The sequence below is a fragment of the Janibacter sp. HTCC2649 genome, from assembly GCF_000152705.1.
GTDB lineage: Bacteria > Actinomycetota > Actinomycetes > Actinomycetales > Dermatophilaceae > Knoellia.
The window spans coordinates 3768254-3781688 of the sequence record NZ_CH672413.1 but is presented as its reverse complement, the minus strand read 5'-3'; the positions used below and the strand labels follow the sequence as shown (position 1 = coordinate 3781688).

14 protein-coding genes are annotated in these 13435 nt (G+C 68.4%); 6 read left to right on the top strand and 8 right to left on the bottom strand.

The annotated features are described in order from the left end of the window. Positions 1 to 32 precede the first annotated feature (32 nt). Positions 33 to 2153, bottom strand: coding sequence for an acyltransferase family protein (locus JNB_RS18095; protein ID WP_040883970.1), 2121 nt, complete (start codon positions 2151 to 2153; stop codon positions 33 to 35). A gap of 73 nt (positions 2154 to 2226) precedes the next feature. Then, the gene (locus tag JNB_RS18090) at positions 2227 to 3243 is read right to left on the bottom strand and encodes an LLM class F420-dependent oxidoreductase (RefSeq protein ID WP_040883969.1); all 1017 of its coding nucleotides are present in this window, start codon (positions 3241 to 3243) and stop codon (positions 2227 to 2229) included. Between JNB_RS18090 and JNB_RS18085 the strand changes: the two genes are divergently transcribed. Then, positions 3242 to 3760, top strand: coding sequence for a CoA-binding protein (locus JNB_RS18085; protein ID WP_009777976.1), 519 nt, complete (start codon positions 3242 to 3244; stop codon positions 3758 to 3760). The two genes, JNB_RS18090 and JNB_RS18085, sit on opposite strands and share 2 nt — an antisense overlap. A gap of 30 nt (positions 3761 to 3790) precedes the next feature. On the opposite strand, the gene purE is transcribed toward JNB_RS18085, so the two are convergent. Next, entirely contained in the window at positions 3791 to 4315 is a 525-nt protein-coding gene (gene purE / locus JNB_RS18080) for a 5-(carboxyamino)imidazole ribonucleotide mutase (protein ID WP_040885201.1), read from the bottom strand. 5 nt (positions 4316 to 4320) lie between these two features. After that, a complete protein-coding gene (locus JNB_RS18075; protein ID WP_040883968.1) occupies positions 4321 to 5493 on the bottom strand; it encodes a 5-(carboxyamino)imidazole ribonucleotide synthase in 1173 nt (390 codons plus the stop codon). Between the two features lie 22 nt (positions 5494 to 5515). Between JNB_RS18075 and JNB_RS18070 the strand changes: the two genes are divergently transcribed. Then, positions 5516 to 6115 (top strand): GtrA family protein, encoded by a 600-nt coding sequence (locus JNB_RS18070; protein WP_237700699.1) that lies wholly within the window; start codon positions 5516 to 5518, stop codon positions 6113 to 6115. A 55-nt stretch (positions 6116 to 6170) separates the two neighbouring features. On the opposite strand, the gene JNB_RS18065 is transcribed toward JNB_RS18070, so the two are convergent. From JNB_RS18065 to JNB_RS18050, 4 genes are read right to left on the bottom strand one after another with little or no spacing between them, the layout of a single operon-like run. After that, positions 6171 to 7190: a sensor histidine kinase KdpD gene (locus JNB_RS18065; RefSeq protein ID WP_009777972.1), complete on the bottom strand. Its 1020-nt coding sequence runs from the start codon at positions 7188 to 7190 to the stop codon at positions 6171 to 6173. A gap of 6 nt (positions 7191 to 7196) precedes the next feature. Then, positions 7197 to 7874, bottom strand: a complete 678-nt coding sequence (locus tag JNB_RS18060; RefSeq protein ID WP_009777971.1) for a response regulator transcription factor — start codon at positions 7872 to 7874, stop codon at positions 7197 to 7199. 28 nt (positions 7875 to 7902) lie between these two features. Next, on the bottom strand, positions 7903 to 8961 hold the full coding sequence (locus JNB_RS18055) for an adenylate/guanylate cyclase domain-containing protein (protein ID WP_237700697.1): 1059 nt from the start codon (positions 8959 to 8961) through the stop codon (positions 7903 to 7905). 13 nt (positions 8962 to 8974) lie between these two features. Then, the gene (locus tag JNB_RS18050) at positions 8975 to 9736 is read right to left on the bottom strand and encodes a biotin--[acetyl-CoA-carboxylase] ligase (protein ID WP_237700696.1); all 762 of its coding nucleotides are present in this window, start codon (positions 9734 to 9736) and stop codon (positions 8975 to 8977) included. Between the two features lie 24 nt (positions 9737 to 9760). Between JNB_RS18050 and JNB_RS18045 the strand changes: the two genes are divergently transcribed. The 4 genes from JNB_RS18045 (at position 9761) to JNB_RS18030 (ending at position 13418) form a co-directional block, all read left to right on the top strand. Then, positions 9761 to 11401 carry an acyl-CoA carboxylase subunit beta gene (locus JNB_RS18045; RefSeq protein ID WP_009777968.1) on the top strand — a complete coding sequence of 547 codons (1641 nt, stop codon included), beginning with the start codon at positions 9761 to 9763 and terminating at the stop codon, positions 11399 to 11401. Continuing rightward, positions 11401 to 11631, top strand: a complete 231-nt coding sequence (locus JNB_RS18040) for an acyl-CoA carboxylase epsilon subunit (protein WP_009777967.1) — start codon at positions 11401 to 11403, stop codon at positions 11629 to 11631. The genes JNB_RS18045 and JNB_RS18040 overlap by 1 nt, the downstream gene beginning before the upstream one ends. Positions 11632 to 11897: 266 nt before the next feature. Next, a complete protein-coding gene (locus JNB_RS18035; protein ID WP_237700695.1) occupies positions 11898 to 12719 on the top strand; it encodes a hypothetical protein in 822 nt (273 codons plus the stop codon). Positions 12720 to 12737: 18 nt separating this feature from the next. Further along, a complete protein-coding gene (locus JNB_RS18030; protein ID WP_148232504.1) occupies positions 12738 to 13418 on the top strand; it encodes an MOSC domain-containing protein in 681 nt (226 codons plus the stop codon). Positions 13419 to 13435 lie beyond the last annotated feature (17 nt).

The following is a 13435-nucleotide window of genomic DNA, read 5'->3' as shown; positions in this document are numbered from 1 at the left end:
GCGTATGCCGCGCCCTCGCCCGATCTGCTGTGTCACCGACCACGTCGCGAAGCGGCTGGCACGTCGCCGAGCCGCTCGTCCACGAAGGACGCCAGCAGCGTCGAGTACTCGGTGCTGAGATGGCTGCGGTCCTTGTAGACGATGACGTCACCGATCTGGCTGAAGCAGGAAGTCAGGTCGCAGAACAGGTCGGTGAGGTCGATGACCGGGATGTCGACGGAGCGAGCCGCTGCGGCCGCAAGGTCGGGTACGACGGCCGCGCCCCTGGGCATCGCGCACTTCTCAGGATGCCCGGCGTTGCCCGCGATGCAGTTGGGGACGAGGCCACTGGCCGGACGCGGGACGTCAGCGATCACCACCACGTTCTTGCCCGCGTCGACCCAGCGCGTGTAGCGCGAGACATAGCCGTCGCGCCCTGCGCTGGCGCCCTTCGATCCGTTGGCGCCGAGCCACTCATAAGCACTCGTGTACGAGCTGGCCAGGACCAACGAGATCGATGTGTCCCGAAGGATCTGCTGGTCGACGGCCTCGTTGTATGCCGTGCAGCTCGCCTGCCGCTGGTCGGAGGTCTCGGTGGCCAGGACTCGTTTTGCGTCGGTCGACGGGCAGGATCCCTTGGTCTGGACGATGACCTTCCAGCCCCGACGCTTCCCGAGCTCGTCGACCATGGGGACGAAGGCACCCGCGTGCGAGTCGCCGACGAGGGCGATCGTCCCGTTGCGGCCCGAGCGATCGCCGACGACGCAGTCGAGCAGGAACGAGTCGCCGAGCGACTGCTGGCACTTCCGCAGGAGGTCTGACTTGTTCTGGGTGATGACGACCTCCGGCGGCGCGACGAGCGGCCCGTCACCCGCCACCGGGCCGCAGGCGTTGCCGGGGACGAGTGCCCCCGGGCCGATGCACGGGTCGCCACCGGTGAGCCGGTCCGAAGCCACCTGTTTGGCCACGGCCTCGCGGCGGTCGAGCGCAATGCTCCATGTGGCGGTGAGGCCGACGACGAGCGCCATGCCCACGACCGCGAACGCGAAGGCCCGGCGGGGCGCCTTGGCCAGCAGCGGTCGGGTGCGCAGGGGGTCCTCGACGTAGGTCTTCGACAGCCACGCCAGGGCCAGGGTGAGGACGAGGATGCCGAGCTTCTCGACCCAGCGCAGGGGGTGCCCCGTCAGGTGCGGCAGCACGACGATGATCGGCCAGTGCACGAGATAGATCGAGTAGGAGATGTCGCCGATGAAGGTCATGGGACGCGTTCCGAGGACTCGACCGACGACCGTCGTGGAACCCGCGAGGAGCAGGGCGACCGTGCCGAGCACGGGGAACAGGGCCAGCCAGCCGGGGAAGAGGCTGGTCTCGCTGAGGGCGAAGCCCGAGCCGACGATCGAGGCCACGCCGAGCCAGGCGAGGACGCTGTCGACGGGTCGGCCGATCCGGGTGAGCAGCATCGCCGCCACACCACCGGCGGCGAACTCCCACACCCGGGTGAACGTGCTCATGTAGGCGAACGCCTGGTCCTGTCGGGTGGACACGATCGACCACACGAGCGACGCGACCAGGATGACGGTGAGGCCCGCGACGATGGCCTTGCGGGCATCTTTGTGGCCGCGCATCCTCATGACGATGAGCAACCCGAGGATGAGGACGGGCCACACCGCGTAGAACTGCTCCTCGACCGAGAGAGACCAGAAGTGCTGGGCGACGGTGGGCACGTTGTCGAGCGCCATGTAGTCCACGGCTGACGTCGCGAGCTGCCAGTTCTGGACGTAGAGCGCGCTCGCCCCGATCTCGTGGGCCGACTGGGCCCACGTCGTGCTCGGGGTGAGGGTGAAGACGGCCAGTCCCGAGACGGCGAGCACGAGGAGGCTGGCCGGCAGGAGCCGCCGGATGCGCCGGGCCCAGAACCGGGTGACCTTGAGGTGGCCGGTCGACGCGATCTCACGGTGGATGTGCGAGGTGATGAGGAACCCGGAGATGACGAAGAAGACGTCGACGCCGACGTATCCACCCGAGAGACGTGTGGGCCACAGGTGGTAGAGCACGACGAGACCGACGGCGATGGCACGCAGCCCCTGGATGTCGGGGCGGAAGTCGGAAGCCACCTCGGGTCGGCGCAGTCGCCGTGAACCCGCCGGTGCCAGCGTGTCGTCAGGAGTAGTCATCGGGCGGACATGCTACCGACGCTCCCGGAAAATCCAGAAGCCGCGCCGGTCAGGGGCGTGCGCCTATCCGTGATCACCGCAAGCCAGGGATGACCTCGCGTTCGAACAGCTCCACACCTGACAGGTCGTAGGCGGACTCGACGAAGTTCGTGATCGCGTAGGCCATGCCGAGGTCCTCGAGGTCCGCGAGCGCACTGGCGACCTGGTCCGGCGTGCCGACCGTCGGACTCTCCCGGTAGGTCTGCAGGGAGCGGGCGACGTCGGCCTCGGGCACCCCGGCGCTGCGGAGGTGGTTCTCGATCCACCTGAAGCGCTCCTCGACCTCCTTGGCGTTGTGACCGATGACGACGTTGAAGTTCGAGGACCGGGTGATCGTGTCGAAGTCCCGCCCGATGTCGGCACAGTGCTGCCTGAGGATGTCGCTCTTGGCCTTGAAGACATCGACCGTGCCGAGGAAGTTGGTGTAGTCGGCGTACTCGGCGGCGATCCGCAGCGTCTTGCGCTCCCCTCCGCCCGCGATCCACATCGGGATCCCGTTGCGCTCGGAACCGTCAAAAGCGGTGCCCTGCAACGGTCGTGGGAAGCACATGGCGCCGTCGACCTGATAGTGCTTGCCGGCATACGTTGCCGTTCCGGTCGTCCACATCTGCTGGAAGATCTCCACGCCTTCCCGCAGCCGCTCGAGTCGCTCGCCCGCGCCCGGGAAGCCGTAGCCGTAGGCGCGCCACTCGTGCTCGTACCAACCGGCGCCGATCCCCATCTCCAGGCGGCCCTCGGAGATGACGTCGACCGTCGCCGCGACCTTGGCGAGGTAGGCCGGGTTGCGATAGCTCATGCAGGTGCACATCTGGCCGATCCGGACCCGGCCGGTGACCCCGGCGAACGCCGCCATGAGCGACCACGCCTCGTGCACGGCCTCCTGCGTCGGGTACGGCACCGGGTGGAAGTGGTCGTAGACCCAGATCGACTCCCAGTCGCGTATGCCGTCCGCTCGCCGTGCGAGTCCTGCCATCACGCCCCAGTGGAGTTCCGGATCGATGCCGACAAGATCGTGACGCCAGCCCTGGGGAATGAAGAGTCCGAATCGCATGGTCTTCACTCAACCCGTCCGCACCCTCCCCCGCAAGCCCCCGCGCGAGGTGCATGATGCAAACGTGAGTTTCCGACAGCGCAACGACCCTGATCTCATCCGCGAACTCCTCAACGACCCCGGTGTGTGGGTGGTCGTGGGACTGAGCAACCACGTGGAGCGGCCGGCATACGGCGTCTCGCAGTGGCTCAAGCACGAGCTGAACAAGGGGATCATCCCCGTGCATCCCAAGGCTGAGACCGTGCATGGGGCACAGGGCTACGCGAGCCTCGCGGACATCCCGGACCAGGACATCAAGGTCATCGACTGCTTCGTGAACTCCGAACATGTCGGTGCCGTGGTCGACCAGGCGATCGAGCACAAGGACCGGCTGCAGATCGACGCGATCTGGATGCAGCAGGGCGTCATCGACGAGCCGGCTGCGGCTCGGGCTCGCGCCGCCGGGCTCGACGTCGTCATGGACACGTGCCCCAAGATCGAGTGGCCCCGCGTCAAGGGTGAGGGCTCAGCCCGCTGACGTCCGACTTGTTGCGCAATCCGTCGGGGTCTAGGAACGGCGGCGGTCGCGCAGGGCCTGCCCCTTGGCGTGCGCCTCGTCGCGCAGGCTGACCCGGAAGTCCGCCATCGCCGCGCGGATGCGTGCGGCCTCGTCACCCTCACCGGCACCGAGAATGCGGGCCGCGAGGAGACCGGCGTTGCGCGCTCCCCCGACGGACACGGTCGCGACCGGCACGCCGCCGGGCATCTGGACGATCGAGAGCAGGGAGTCCATGCCGTCGAGGTACTTCAGCGGCACCGGCACCCCGATGACCGGCAGCGAGGTCACCGACGCCAGCATGCCGGGCAGGTGGGCCGCTCCCCCGGCGCCGGCGATGATGACGCGCAGTCCACGCTCCTCGGCCTGCTGGCCGTAGGCGATCATCTCGTCCGGCATCCGGTGGGCCGAGACGACATCGACCTCGTGGGCGATGCCGAAGTCCTCGAGCGCCTTGGCAGCCGCCTCCATGACGGGCCAGTCGCTGTCACTTCCCATCACAACCCCGACGACGGGATGATCCGCGGAATTCGTCATGCTGTTCACTCTTGCACCGCTCCCTCGATGTAGTCAGCCGCGTGCCGCGCCCGCTCGCGCAGGTCGGCGAGATCGTTGCCGCTCACGTTGACGTGCCCGATCTTGCGACCGGGCCGCACCCCCTTGCCATAGAGGTGCGCCTTGATCTCCGGGTCACGCGCCATGACATGACGGTATGCCGGGTAGAGGTCCGGGTGCTCCCCGCCGAGGATGTTGCCCATCACCGTCCACCGGTGGCGCGGCTTCGGCGAGCCGAGGGGCAGGTCGAGCACGGCGCGCAGGTGCTGCTCGAACTGGCCGGTGATCGCACCGTCCATGGACCAGTGACCACTGTTGTGCGGGCGCATCGCGAGCTCGTTGACGACGAACTCGCCACCCGGCAGCTCGAACAGCTCGACGGCCAGGACTCCGGTGACACCGAGCTCGCCGGCGATGCGCAAACCGGCTTCGGTGGCTCGGGCCGCGAGGTCGGGGTCGAGGTCGGCCGCCGGGGCAATGACCTCGGTGCAGATGCTGTCGGTCTGGACCGTCTCGACGACGGGCCACGCAGCAGCCTGGCCAGAAGGGCTGCGAGCGAGCAGCACGGCCAGCTCACGGGTGAAGCCGACCTTCTCCTCCAGCAGCAGTGGGGAGTCCTCAGCGGCGGCCCGCTCGAGCCAGTCGGTGAGGTCGGTGGCGGAGTCGATGACCCGCACACCCTTGCCGTCGTAGCCGCCGCGAGGCGTCTTGGCCACGATCGGCCAGCCGACGTCGGCACCGAACGCCTCGACGTCGGCGGCGGTGTGGGCCGGCACCCAGCGCGGGCACGGGATGCCGAGCGCCGTGAGCCGCTCACGCATGGCCAGCTTGTCCTGGGCGAAGACGAGCGCCTCGGGGGTCGGGTGCAGCCGGACGCCGGCCTCGACGAGCGCGGCGAGCACCTCGGCGGGGACCTGCTCGTGGTCGAAGGTCACGACGTCGCACTCACGGGCGAACGCGAGGACAGCCTCGACGTCGGTGTGCTCACCCACCGGCGCCGAAGGGATGACCAGCGCGGCGCTGGAGTCGGGCGCTTCGGCCAGGACGCTGAGCGTGAGCCCGAGCTCAACCGCAGGTCCGGCGCACATCCGGGCGAGCTGACCACCCCCGATGATGCCGACAACGGGGAATCCTCCGGGCGCACGCTGGGGGGAAGTCACTCCGGGAGGATATCGGCGTGCGGTGAGCACCCGGCATACCGGGATCTTCTCGGGCGAGGGACCGATGGCAGGGTTCGACGGCTACGCTCGCCCGGTGACGTCCACGACGCCTCCCAGGGGCCCGATCGCCCGGCTCCGCGGAGCCGTCGATGTCCTCTATCGCGAGGTCATCAAGTTCGGTGTCATCGGCGTGATCGCGTTCGTCATCGACATGGGCAGCTTCAACCTGCTGCGGCACACGATCCTTGAGGACAAGCCGACCGCTGCGGTCATCATCTCGGCCTCGATCGCCACGGCGTTCGCGTGGGTCGGCAACCGGGCCTGGACCTTCCGCCACCGACGCAACCGGCCGGCCCACCACGAGGCCGCGCTCTTCGCCGGCACCAACGGCGTCGCCCTGCTCATCCAGGCTGCAGCGGTGGCGTTCTCCAACTACGTCCTCGGCTACGAGTCACTCACGGCCGACAACGTGGCCAAGATCGTCGGGATCGGCCTGGGCACGCTCTTCCGCTTCTGGGCCTACCGCCGGTTCGTCTTTGCCGGGGAGCCACTCGATGTCGACCAGTCCCCCCTGGCCGACAGACGCGGCACGGACGACGACACGCCAACACTCGACCAATAGGTCACGAATGGCGGGTATGCCGTCCAGCAGGTTCGCGCTTGCGGCGCACCTTCGGTCAGTCGTCGGCTTCGGAGAGGAAGACCGCGAAGACCGCAGGCTGCGTGCTCACCAGCTCGAGTCGACCGCCGTTGTCCTCGGCGAGGTCGCGGGCCAGGGTCAGCCCGAGCCCCGATCCGGACGATGAGACCGAGCGCTCGAAGATGTGCGGCGCGATCGCCGGTGGCACGCCCGTGCCCTCGTCACCGAGTTCGATGACGACGGATGGTCCGGCGCGACGGGCGGCGATGTCCACCGTGCCACGACCGTGCGCGAGGGCGTTCTCGATGAGCGTGGAGACGATCTGACCCAGGGCCATGGGCGTCGCCCGCACCCGCAGGCCGCGCTCACCGTGGATGCGCATGCTTCGCTTTGACGCCGCGAAAGCCGGCTGCCACTCCCGCTGGAGCGAGGCGAGCACCGCATCGAGGGACACGCTGGGACGGGTCGGGTCGCTGACGCGGGTGCGGCCCATGAGGTCGTCGACGACCTTGCTGAGCCGATCCACCTGCGCGATGGCGACCTGTGCCTCCTCCTGCACGACGGTGAGGTCGTCGGTGGAGGCGATCTCGTCGAGTCGCATGAGCAGCGCGGTGAGCGGCGTGCGGAGCTGGTGCGAGGCATCGGCGGCGAAGTCCCGCTCGGCGGCGAGGTTGCGGGTCACCTGGGTGGCCGTGCGTGACAGGACGTCGCTGATCCGGTCGAGCTCGCCGATGCCGGAGTCGAGCGGCAGGAAGCGGGACTCGCCCGCACCGAGCCGCTCGGCACGGTCGGCGAGCGCAGTCAGGGGGTCACCGAGGAGCCGCGCCCGGCGTTGCGCCACGAACCAACCGGCCGCGAGGCCGAGGAGCACCAGGGCAATGACAAGGCTCGACAGGATCAGCACGCCCTGCAGGCCGGACGTGCGCTCGACGAGGCGGGCCCGCCTCTCCGCGGGCGCCGTCGCCACGATGACTCCGAGGGCGAAGAGCGGCACCCCGAGGAGGGCCAGTGCGGCGCCGACCGCCGCCAGCGTTGACCTCAGGAGGAGGCGACGCATGCGCGGTCATTCCCCCGCAGGGTCGAACCGGAAGCCGACGCCGCGGATCGTCGTGATGTAGCGCGGCTGCATGGCGTCGTCCCCGAGCTTCTTGCGCAGGACGGAGATGTGCATGTCGAGGGTCTTGGTCGAGCCGTACCACGCGGTCTCCCACACCTCGCGCATGAGCTGCTCGCGGGAGATGACCTTGCCCTGGTTGCGGGCGAGGACCCGCAGGAGTTCGTACTCCTTGGCGGTGAGCTGGATCTCCTCGTCGTGGAGGAAGACGCGGCGCGACTCGGCATCCACGCGGATGTCGACCTGCCCCGTGGGAACCGCCTCGGGGATGCCGCGGCGCAGCAGGGCACGCGCACGGGCCAGGAGCTCGGCGAGTCGGAACGGCTTGGTGACGTAGTCGTCGGCACCGGCATCGAGGCCGACGACCGTGTCGACCTCGTCGGCGCGCGCCGTGAGCACGAGCACCGGGACGGTGTGGCCCTCGCCGCGCAGGCGGCGGCAGACCTCGAGCCCGTCCATCGTGGGCAGACCGAGGTCAAGAACGACGAGGTCGGGATTCTCGCGGGCCGCCTCGAGCGCCTCGCGGCCGTCCGCACGGACCTCGACTTCGTATCCCTCGCGACGCAGGGCTCGGGCCAAGGGCTCCGAGATCGCCGGGTCGTCTTCGGCGAGCAGCACACGAGTCATGCGGCGATGCTAGTCGCCGCAGGGTGATTCACGCGTGCTGATCCCACGGCCGGTCGCGTCGCGCTCCCTTGGATCGGGCCAGTTCAAAGGGTGTGATGGTCCCGATCCCGCGCAGATGGCGGCGGCGCTGCTCGATCATCGCGAAGCCCGAGAGGGTGCTGAGGGAGCGCGCCACCTCGTCGTCGACGAACACCCGACCGGGTGGGGTGACGGCCGTGAGGCGGCTCGCGCGGTTGACCGTCGTCCCGAAGACGTCGCCCAGCCGGCTGATGACCTTGCCGTAGGCCATGCCGACCCGCACGTCCGGCAAAAGTGGGTCCTCACCCATGGCGTCGACGAGGTCGAGGCCGATCGCGGCCGCGGCATCGGCGTCGACGTGGACGAAGAGCACCTCGTCACCCACGGTCTTGATGACGCGTCCGCCGTGGGTGGTGACGACGTCACTGGCCAGCTCCTCGAACCGCTGCACAAGAGTCCCGAGCTGGCGCTCGGTCATGCGGCGCACGAGCGAGGTGAAGTTCACGAGGTCGGCGAACCCGACGACCCGCAGTGGCGCGCTCGGGTCGTGGTCGGTGTCGCGCGCGTCGGCGAGCATGCGCGTGATCGCGGAGGTGAGGTGACGTCGCCAGACGTAGACCATGAGGGGTTCGAGCTGGTCGACGATGTCGACGAGTGCCGTCGCCGCTGCCTCGGCCACACCGCGGTCGGGCACGGAGCGCGCGTCCTTCTCGCCGATCTCGGCCTCCTGCTCGGGCGGCGTGAGGTACTCCGCCACGAGCTGGGTCTGCCACACGGCCAGACGGTCGGAGGTGCGGGCGAAGGCGCGCGCCATCGCGAGCGCGAGGTCCTCGTCGAGATCGTTGTCGCGCGCGAGGTCGGCCACCCGCCGCAGGGCGTCGAGGTCGGCCTCGGTGAACATCAGGTCTTCGTCATCGACGATCTGGAAGCCGAGGGCGTGCCAGAACTTGCGGGCCGACTGCACCGACACCGATGCCTCGCGGCTGATCTCGCGGCGCCCCATCGTCGCGGGACGACCCAGCAGTCGCTCCGCGATCTCGGCCTCGAGGTCGCGCGGGATGTCGGTCACCTGCAGCCTCCGCTCATCGGACGTGGACGACGTCACCCGCCGCCACGGCATACGGACCGTTGTCCGTGCTCAGGCACAGTCTGCCGTCTGCGTCGATCTCGGTCGCGACTCCGTGCACCTCTCCCTTCGGAAGGTGCGCGACAACGGTGCGCCCGAGCGTGCCGCACGCGGCAGCGTAGGCATGGCGGACGGCATACGCATCGTCGTCCAGATCGCTCAACAGCGTTGCGAGAGAACGAAGGTATGCCGTGAGCACGCTTTCGCGGCTCACTCCCGGTGCGCCGGCGAGACGGAGCGACGTGGCGCGGTCGACGGGGAGGTCGGCGCGCTCCTGGTCGATGTTGATGCCTGTGCCGATGACGACGCCGGCGGGCGTGAGTTCGGCGAGGATGCCGGCGACCTTGCGGTCGTCGTCGGCGGGGACGAGGAGGTCGTTGGGCCACTTGAGGCTGATCTCGACGCCGCTGACGTCCGTGAGGGCATCGCGCAGGGCGAGGCCGACGACCAGTGGCACCCAGCCCAGCGGTGCGGTCCGTGGAGGCGGCACGAGAACACTCGCGGCGATGCTCGAGCCGGGGGTGGTCGTCCAGGCCCGGTCGAGGCGGCCCCTGCCCGCTCGCTGCTCCTCGGCCGTCACGACCCGCCAGGGCCTGGGGTCGCGGGCGAGCTCGGCGTTGGTGGAGTCGAGGGACTCGTGCACCTCGACCGGCAGCCACGGAGGCCCGGGTGTGATGAGGGACGCATTCATCGACTGAGCGGCAGCAGGTGGGGTCACGAGGTCAAGGCTAGAGTCGCCACCATGGCTCAGACGGACACCCAGCCCACCGGCGGAACCGACCTCCCCGCAGCGGACACGGGCATTGACATCCACACCACTGCCGGCAAGCTCGCCGACCTCAAGCGACGTGTCGGCGAGGTGGCCCACGCCGGGTCCGAGCGCGCTGTCGAGAAGCAGCATGCCCGAGGCAAGAAGACCGCCCGTGAGCGCCTCGAGCTGCTCCTCGACGAGGGCTCGTTCGTCGAGATGGACAAGTACGCCCGACACCGCTCGGTGGCGTTCGGTCAGGACGCGAACCGGCCCTATGGCGACGGTGTCGTCACGGGATATGGGACGGTCGACGGGCGCACCGTTGCCGTGTTTGCGCAGGACTTCACGGTCTTTGGTGGCTCGCTCGGTGAGGTCTTCGGAGAGAAGATCACCAAGGTCATGGACTTCGCGATGAAGGTCGGCTGCCCGGTCGTGGGGTTGAACGACTCCGGTGGTGCGCGCATCCAGGAGGGTGTCGCGTCGCTCGGGCTCTATGGCGAGATCTTCCGCCGCAACGTCCATGCGTCCGGTGTCATCCCGCAGATCTCGCTGATCATGGGCCCGTGTGCCGGTGGCGCTGTGTACTCGCCCGCCGTCACCGACTTCACCGTCATGGTCGACCAGACCTCGCACATGTTCATCACCGGACCCGACGTCATCAAGACCGTCACCGGTGAGGACGTCGGCTTCGAGGAGCTCGGCGGTGCTCGCACGCACAACTCCAAGTCCGGTGTCGCGCACTACATGGGCACGGACGAGGAGGACGCCATTGAGTACGTCAAGGCGCTCCTGTCCTACCTGCCCTCCAACAACATGGAGGAGCCGCCGTCGTTCGAGGACGGCGAGCTGTCCCTCGAGGTGAGCGACGAGGACCGCTTCCTCGACACGATCATCCCGGACAGCCCCAACCAGCCCTATGACATGCACCAGGTCATCGAGTCCCTCGTGGACGACGCCGACTTCCTCGAGGTGTCGCCGCTCTTCGCGCCCAACATGGTCATCGGGTTCGCCCGCATCGAGGGCCGCTCGATCGGCATCGTCGCCAACAACCCGATGCAGTTCGCCGGGACCCTGGACATCGACGCGTCCGAGAAGGCGGCGCGCTTCGTCCGGACGTGCGACGCGTTCAACGTGCCGATCCTGACGCTCGTCGACGTGCCGGGCTTCCTGCCGGGGACCGACCAGGAGTGGGACGGCATCATCCGCCGCGGCGCCAAGCTCATCTACGCGTATGCCGAGGCGACGGTGCCCTTGGTCACCGTGATTACGCGCAAGGCCTATGGCGGCGCGTACGACGTCATGGGATCCAAGCACCTCGGCGCCGACATCAACCTCGCCTGGCCGACGGCGCAGATCGCGGTCATGGGCGCGCAGGGTGCGGTCAACATCCTCTACCGCAAGCAGCTGGCCGCGGCCGCCGAGCGCGGCGAGGACGTCGACGCAGCCCGTCAGACGTTCATCGCCGAGTACGAGGACACTCTGGCCAACCCCTACGTGGCGGCCGAGCGCGGCTACATCGACACCGTCATCACGCCGTCGAACACCCGCATGAACGTCAGCAAGGCGCTGCGGGCGCTGCGCACCAAGCGCGAAACCCTCCCGCCCAAGAAGCACGGAAACATCCCTCTCTGATGGCTGACTCGAACGACGTCGCGGCACAGCGCATCGAGGTCATCGGCGACGCCACCCCCGAACAGGTTGCGGCCCTCGTCGCGGTCCTGTCGGCAGCGTCAGGTGGCGCGGTCGAGGTGGCCGCACCGCGGCATACGTCGCAGTGGTCCGCCCCCGCCCGCCAGCACCGCAAGCCCCTGACCCCAGGCACAAGGGCCGCCGCAACCTGGCAACACTCCCTCCGTCCCTGACCCACCCACCGACGACAACTTTCGTCCAATAGGACGCGTTTGGTTGACGGCGGCCCCATCGGCCCGCGACAACTTTCGTCCAATAGGACGCGTTTGGTTGGCACCTGTGGATATCCCGAGAGCCGCTTTGCGTAGCCGGTCAAGACTTGGGTATGCCGTCCGCGGACTTCGATTCCATGCAACCCTTCACGCCCGATGAGGCTCGTGACGGCGGAGTGAGTCGTACCCAGCTGCGGAGCAAGCTATTCCGGAAGATCTTCCATGGCATGTACATCGATGCGCGGATCCCGGACACCCTCGTCGTTCGCTCACGCGCAGCCCTGCGTCTTGCGGCTGACGGAGCGGTTCTGAGCCACTGGACTGCGGCTCGTCTATGGGGTGGAGTCGTCCCGGAGAACGCCAACATCCACCTGTCGTTCATGCGCGATGTCCGCTTGCGCATCGACGGCATCAAGCCCCACCGCTTCCGTCACCGGCTGCACATCGTCAGGCGGCATGGACTTCCCGTGACCGGCCCTGAGCAGACCTTCGTGCACCTTGCCCGCTTCCTCAATCTGCTGGACCTCGTGGCGCTTGGGGACAGCCTCGTTCGCAGGGAGGTGACCACGCCGCAGGCGCTCCTGGCCTACGCAATGGGCTGGGAGGGGCAGTGCCGCCGCGAGGCGGTCGCCGCAGCAAGACTCGTTCGAGAACGCGTCGACTCCGTTCCCGAGACCAAGCTGCGGGTGCTGTTCGTGTTGGCAGGCCTGCCCGAGCCCGAGGTGGACATCAGGATCCATGACGCTGACGGAATGGTCGTCTTCCGACTCGACCTCGGCTACCGCAGGGCGAAGTTGGCCTTCGAGTACGACGGGCGCTGGCACGACGAGGGCGACCAACCGGCCAAGGACGAAGAGCGCCGTCAGTACTTGCAACGGGAAGAGGGGTGGACGTTCGAGGTCTTCGTTGCCAAGGACGTCTTCGAGACGCCCGAGACGACGATCGAGCGCGCGGCAACTGCGCTTGAATCCATGGGCATTCGCGTCCCACGCCCCCTGAGCGATGCCTGGCGTCCGCATTTCCGGTGCGATACGGCGCAAGCCGCCTGACGGCATACCCTGCATTGCGTGTCTGCACGAGTGCTGTCGGTGAATGTCGGCGAGGCGAAGACTGGCGTCCTGAGGTCAGGCAGCACTGGCATCGACAAGCACCCCGTCGACTCGATCGCCGTCTTTGACCCCGGGCCCAAAGGGATCGGCGCGAGTGGCGTTGACGGCGACGCCGTGGTCAATCGCAAGCACCACGGGGGCACATTCCAAGCGGTGTATGCCGTCGCCAACGAAGAGCTGGACTGGTGGTCCGTCGATCTTGGTCGGGATCTCCGTCCGGGGGCCTTCGGTGAGAACCTCACGACTGCTGGCTTCGACGTCGATGCGTCGCTCATTGGCGAGCAGTGGCGCATTGGCGGATCGGTCATCCTCACGGTGACGGCGCCACGGGTTCCCTGCGCGACCTTCGCCGCGCACATGGCTGTGTCAGGGTGGGTCAAGGCCTTTGCGGCACGCGGCCGCACGGGCGCGTACCTCGCGGTGACCCAACCCGGGACGATCCACCCCGGCGACGAGATCCACGTGGCATGGCGCCCCAGCCACGGCGTCACCGTCCCAGAGATGTTCCGGGCTTGGATGGGAGACCGCGATCTCGCCCGGCGGATCCTTGAGGCAGACGCCTTGAACGTCGTGGATCGGGCCGCACTTGAGGCCAAGCTGGCCAAGTGGGAACACTCCCGCTCGGCCACGACGTCCTGACCTGAAGGCAACGATTC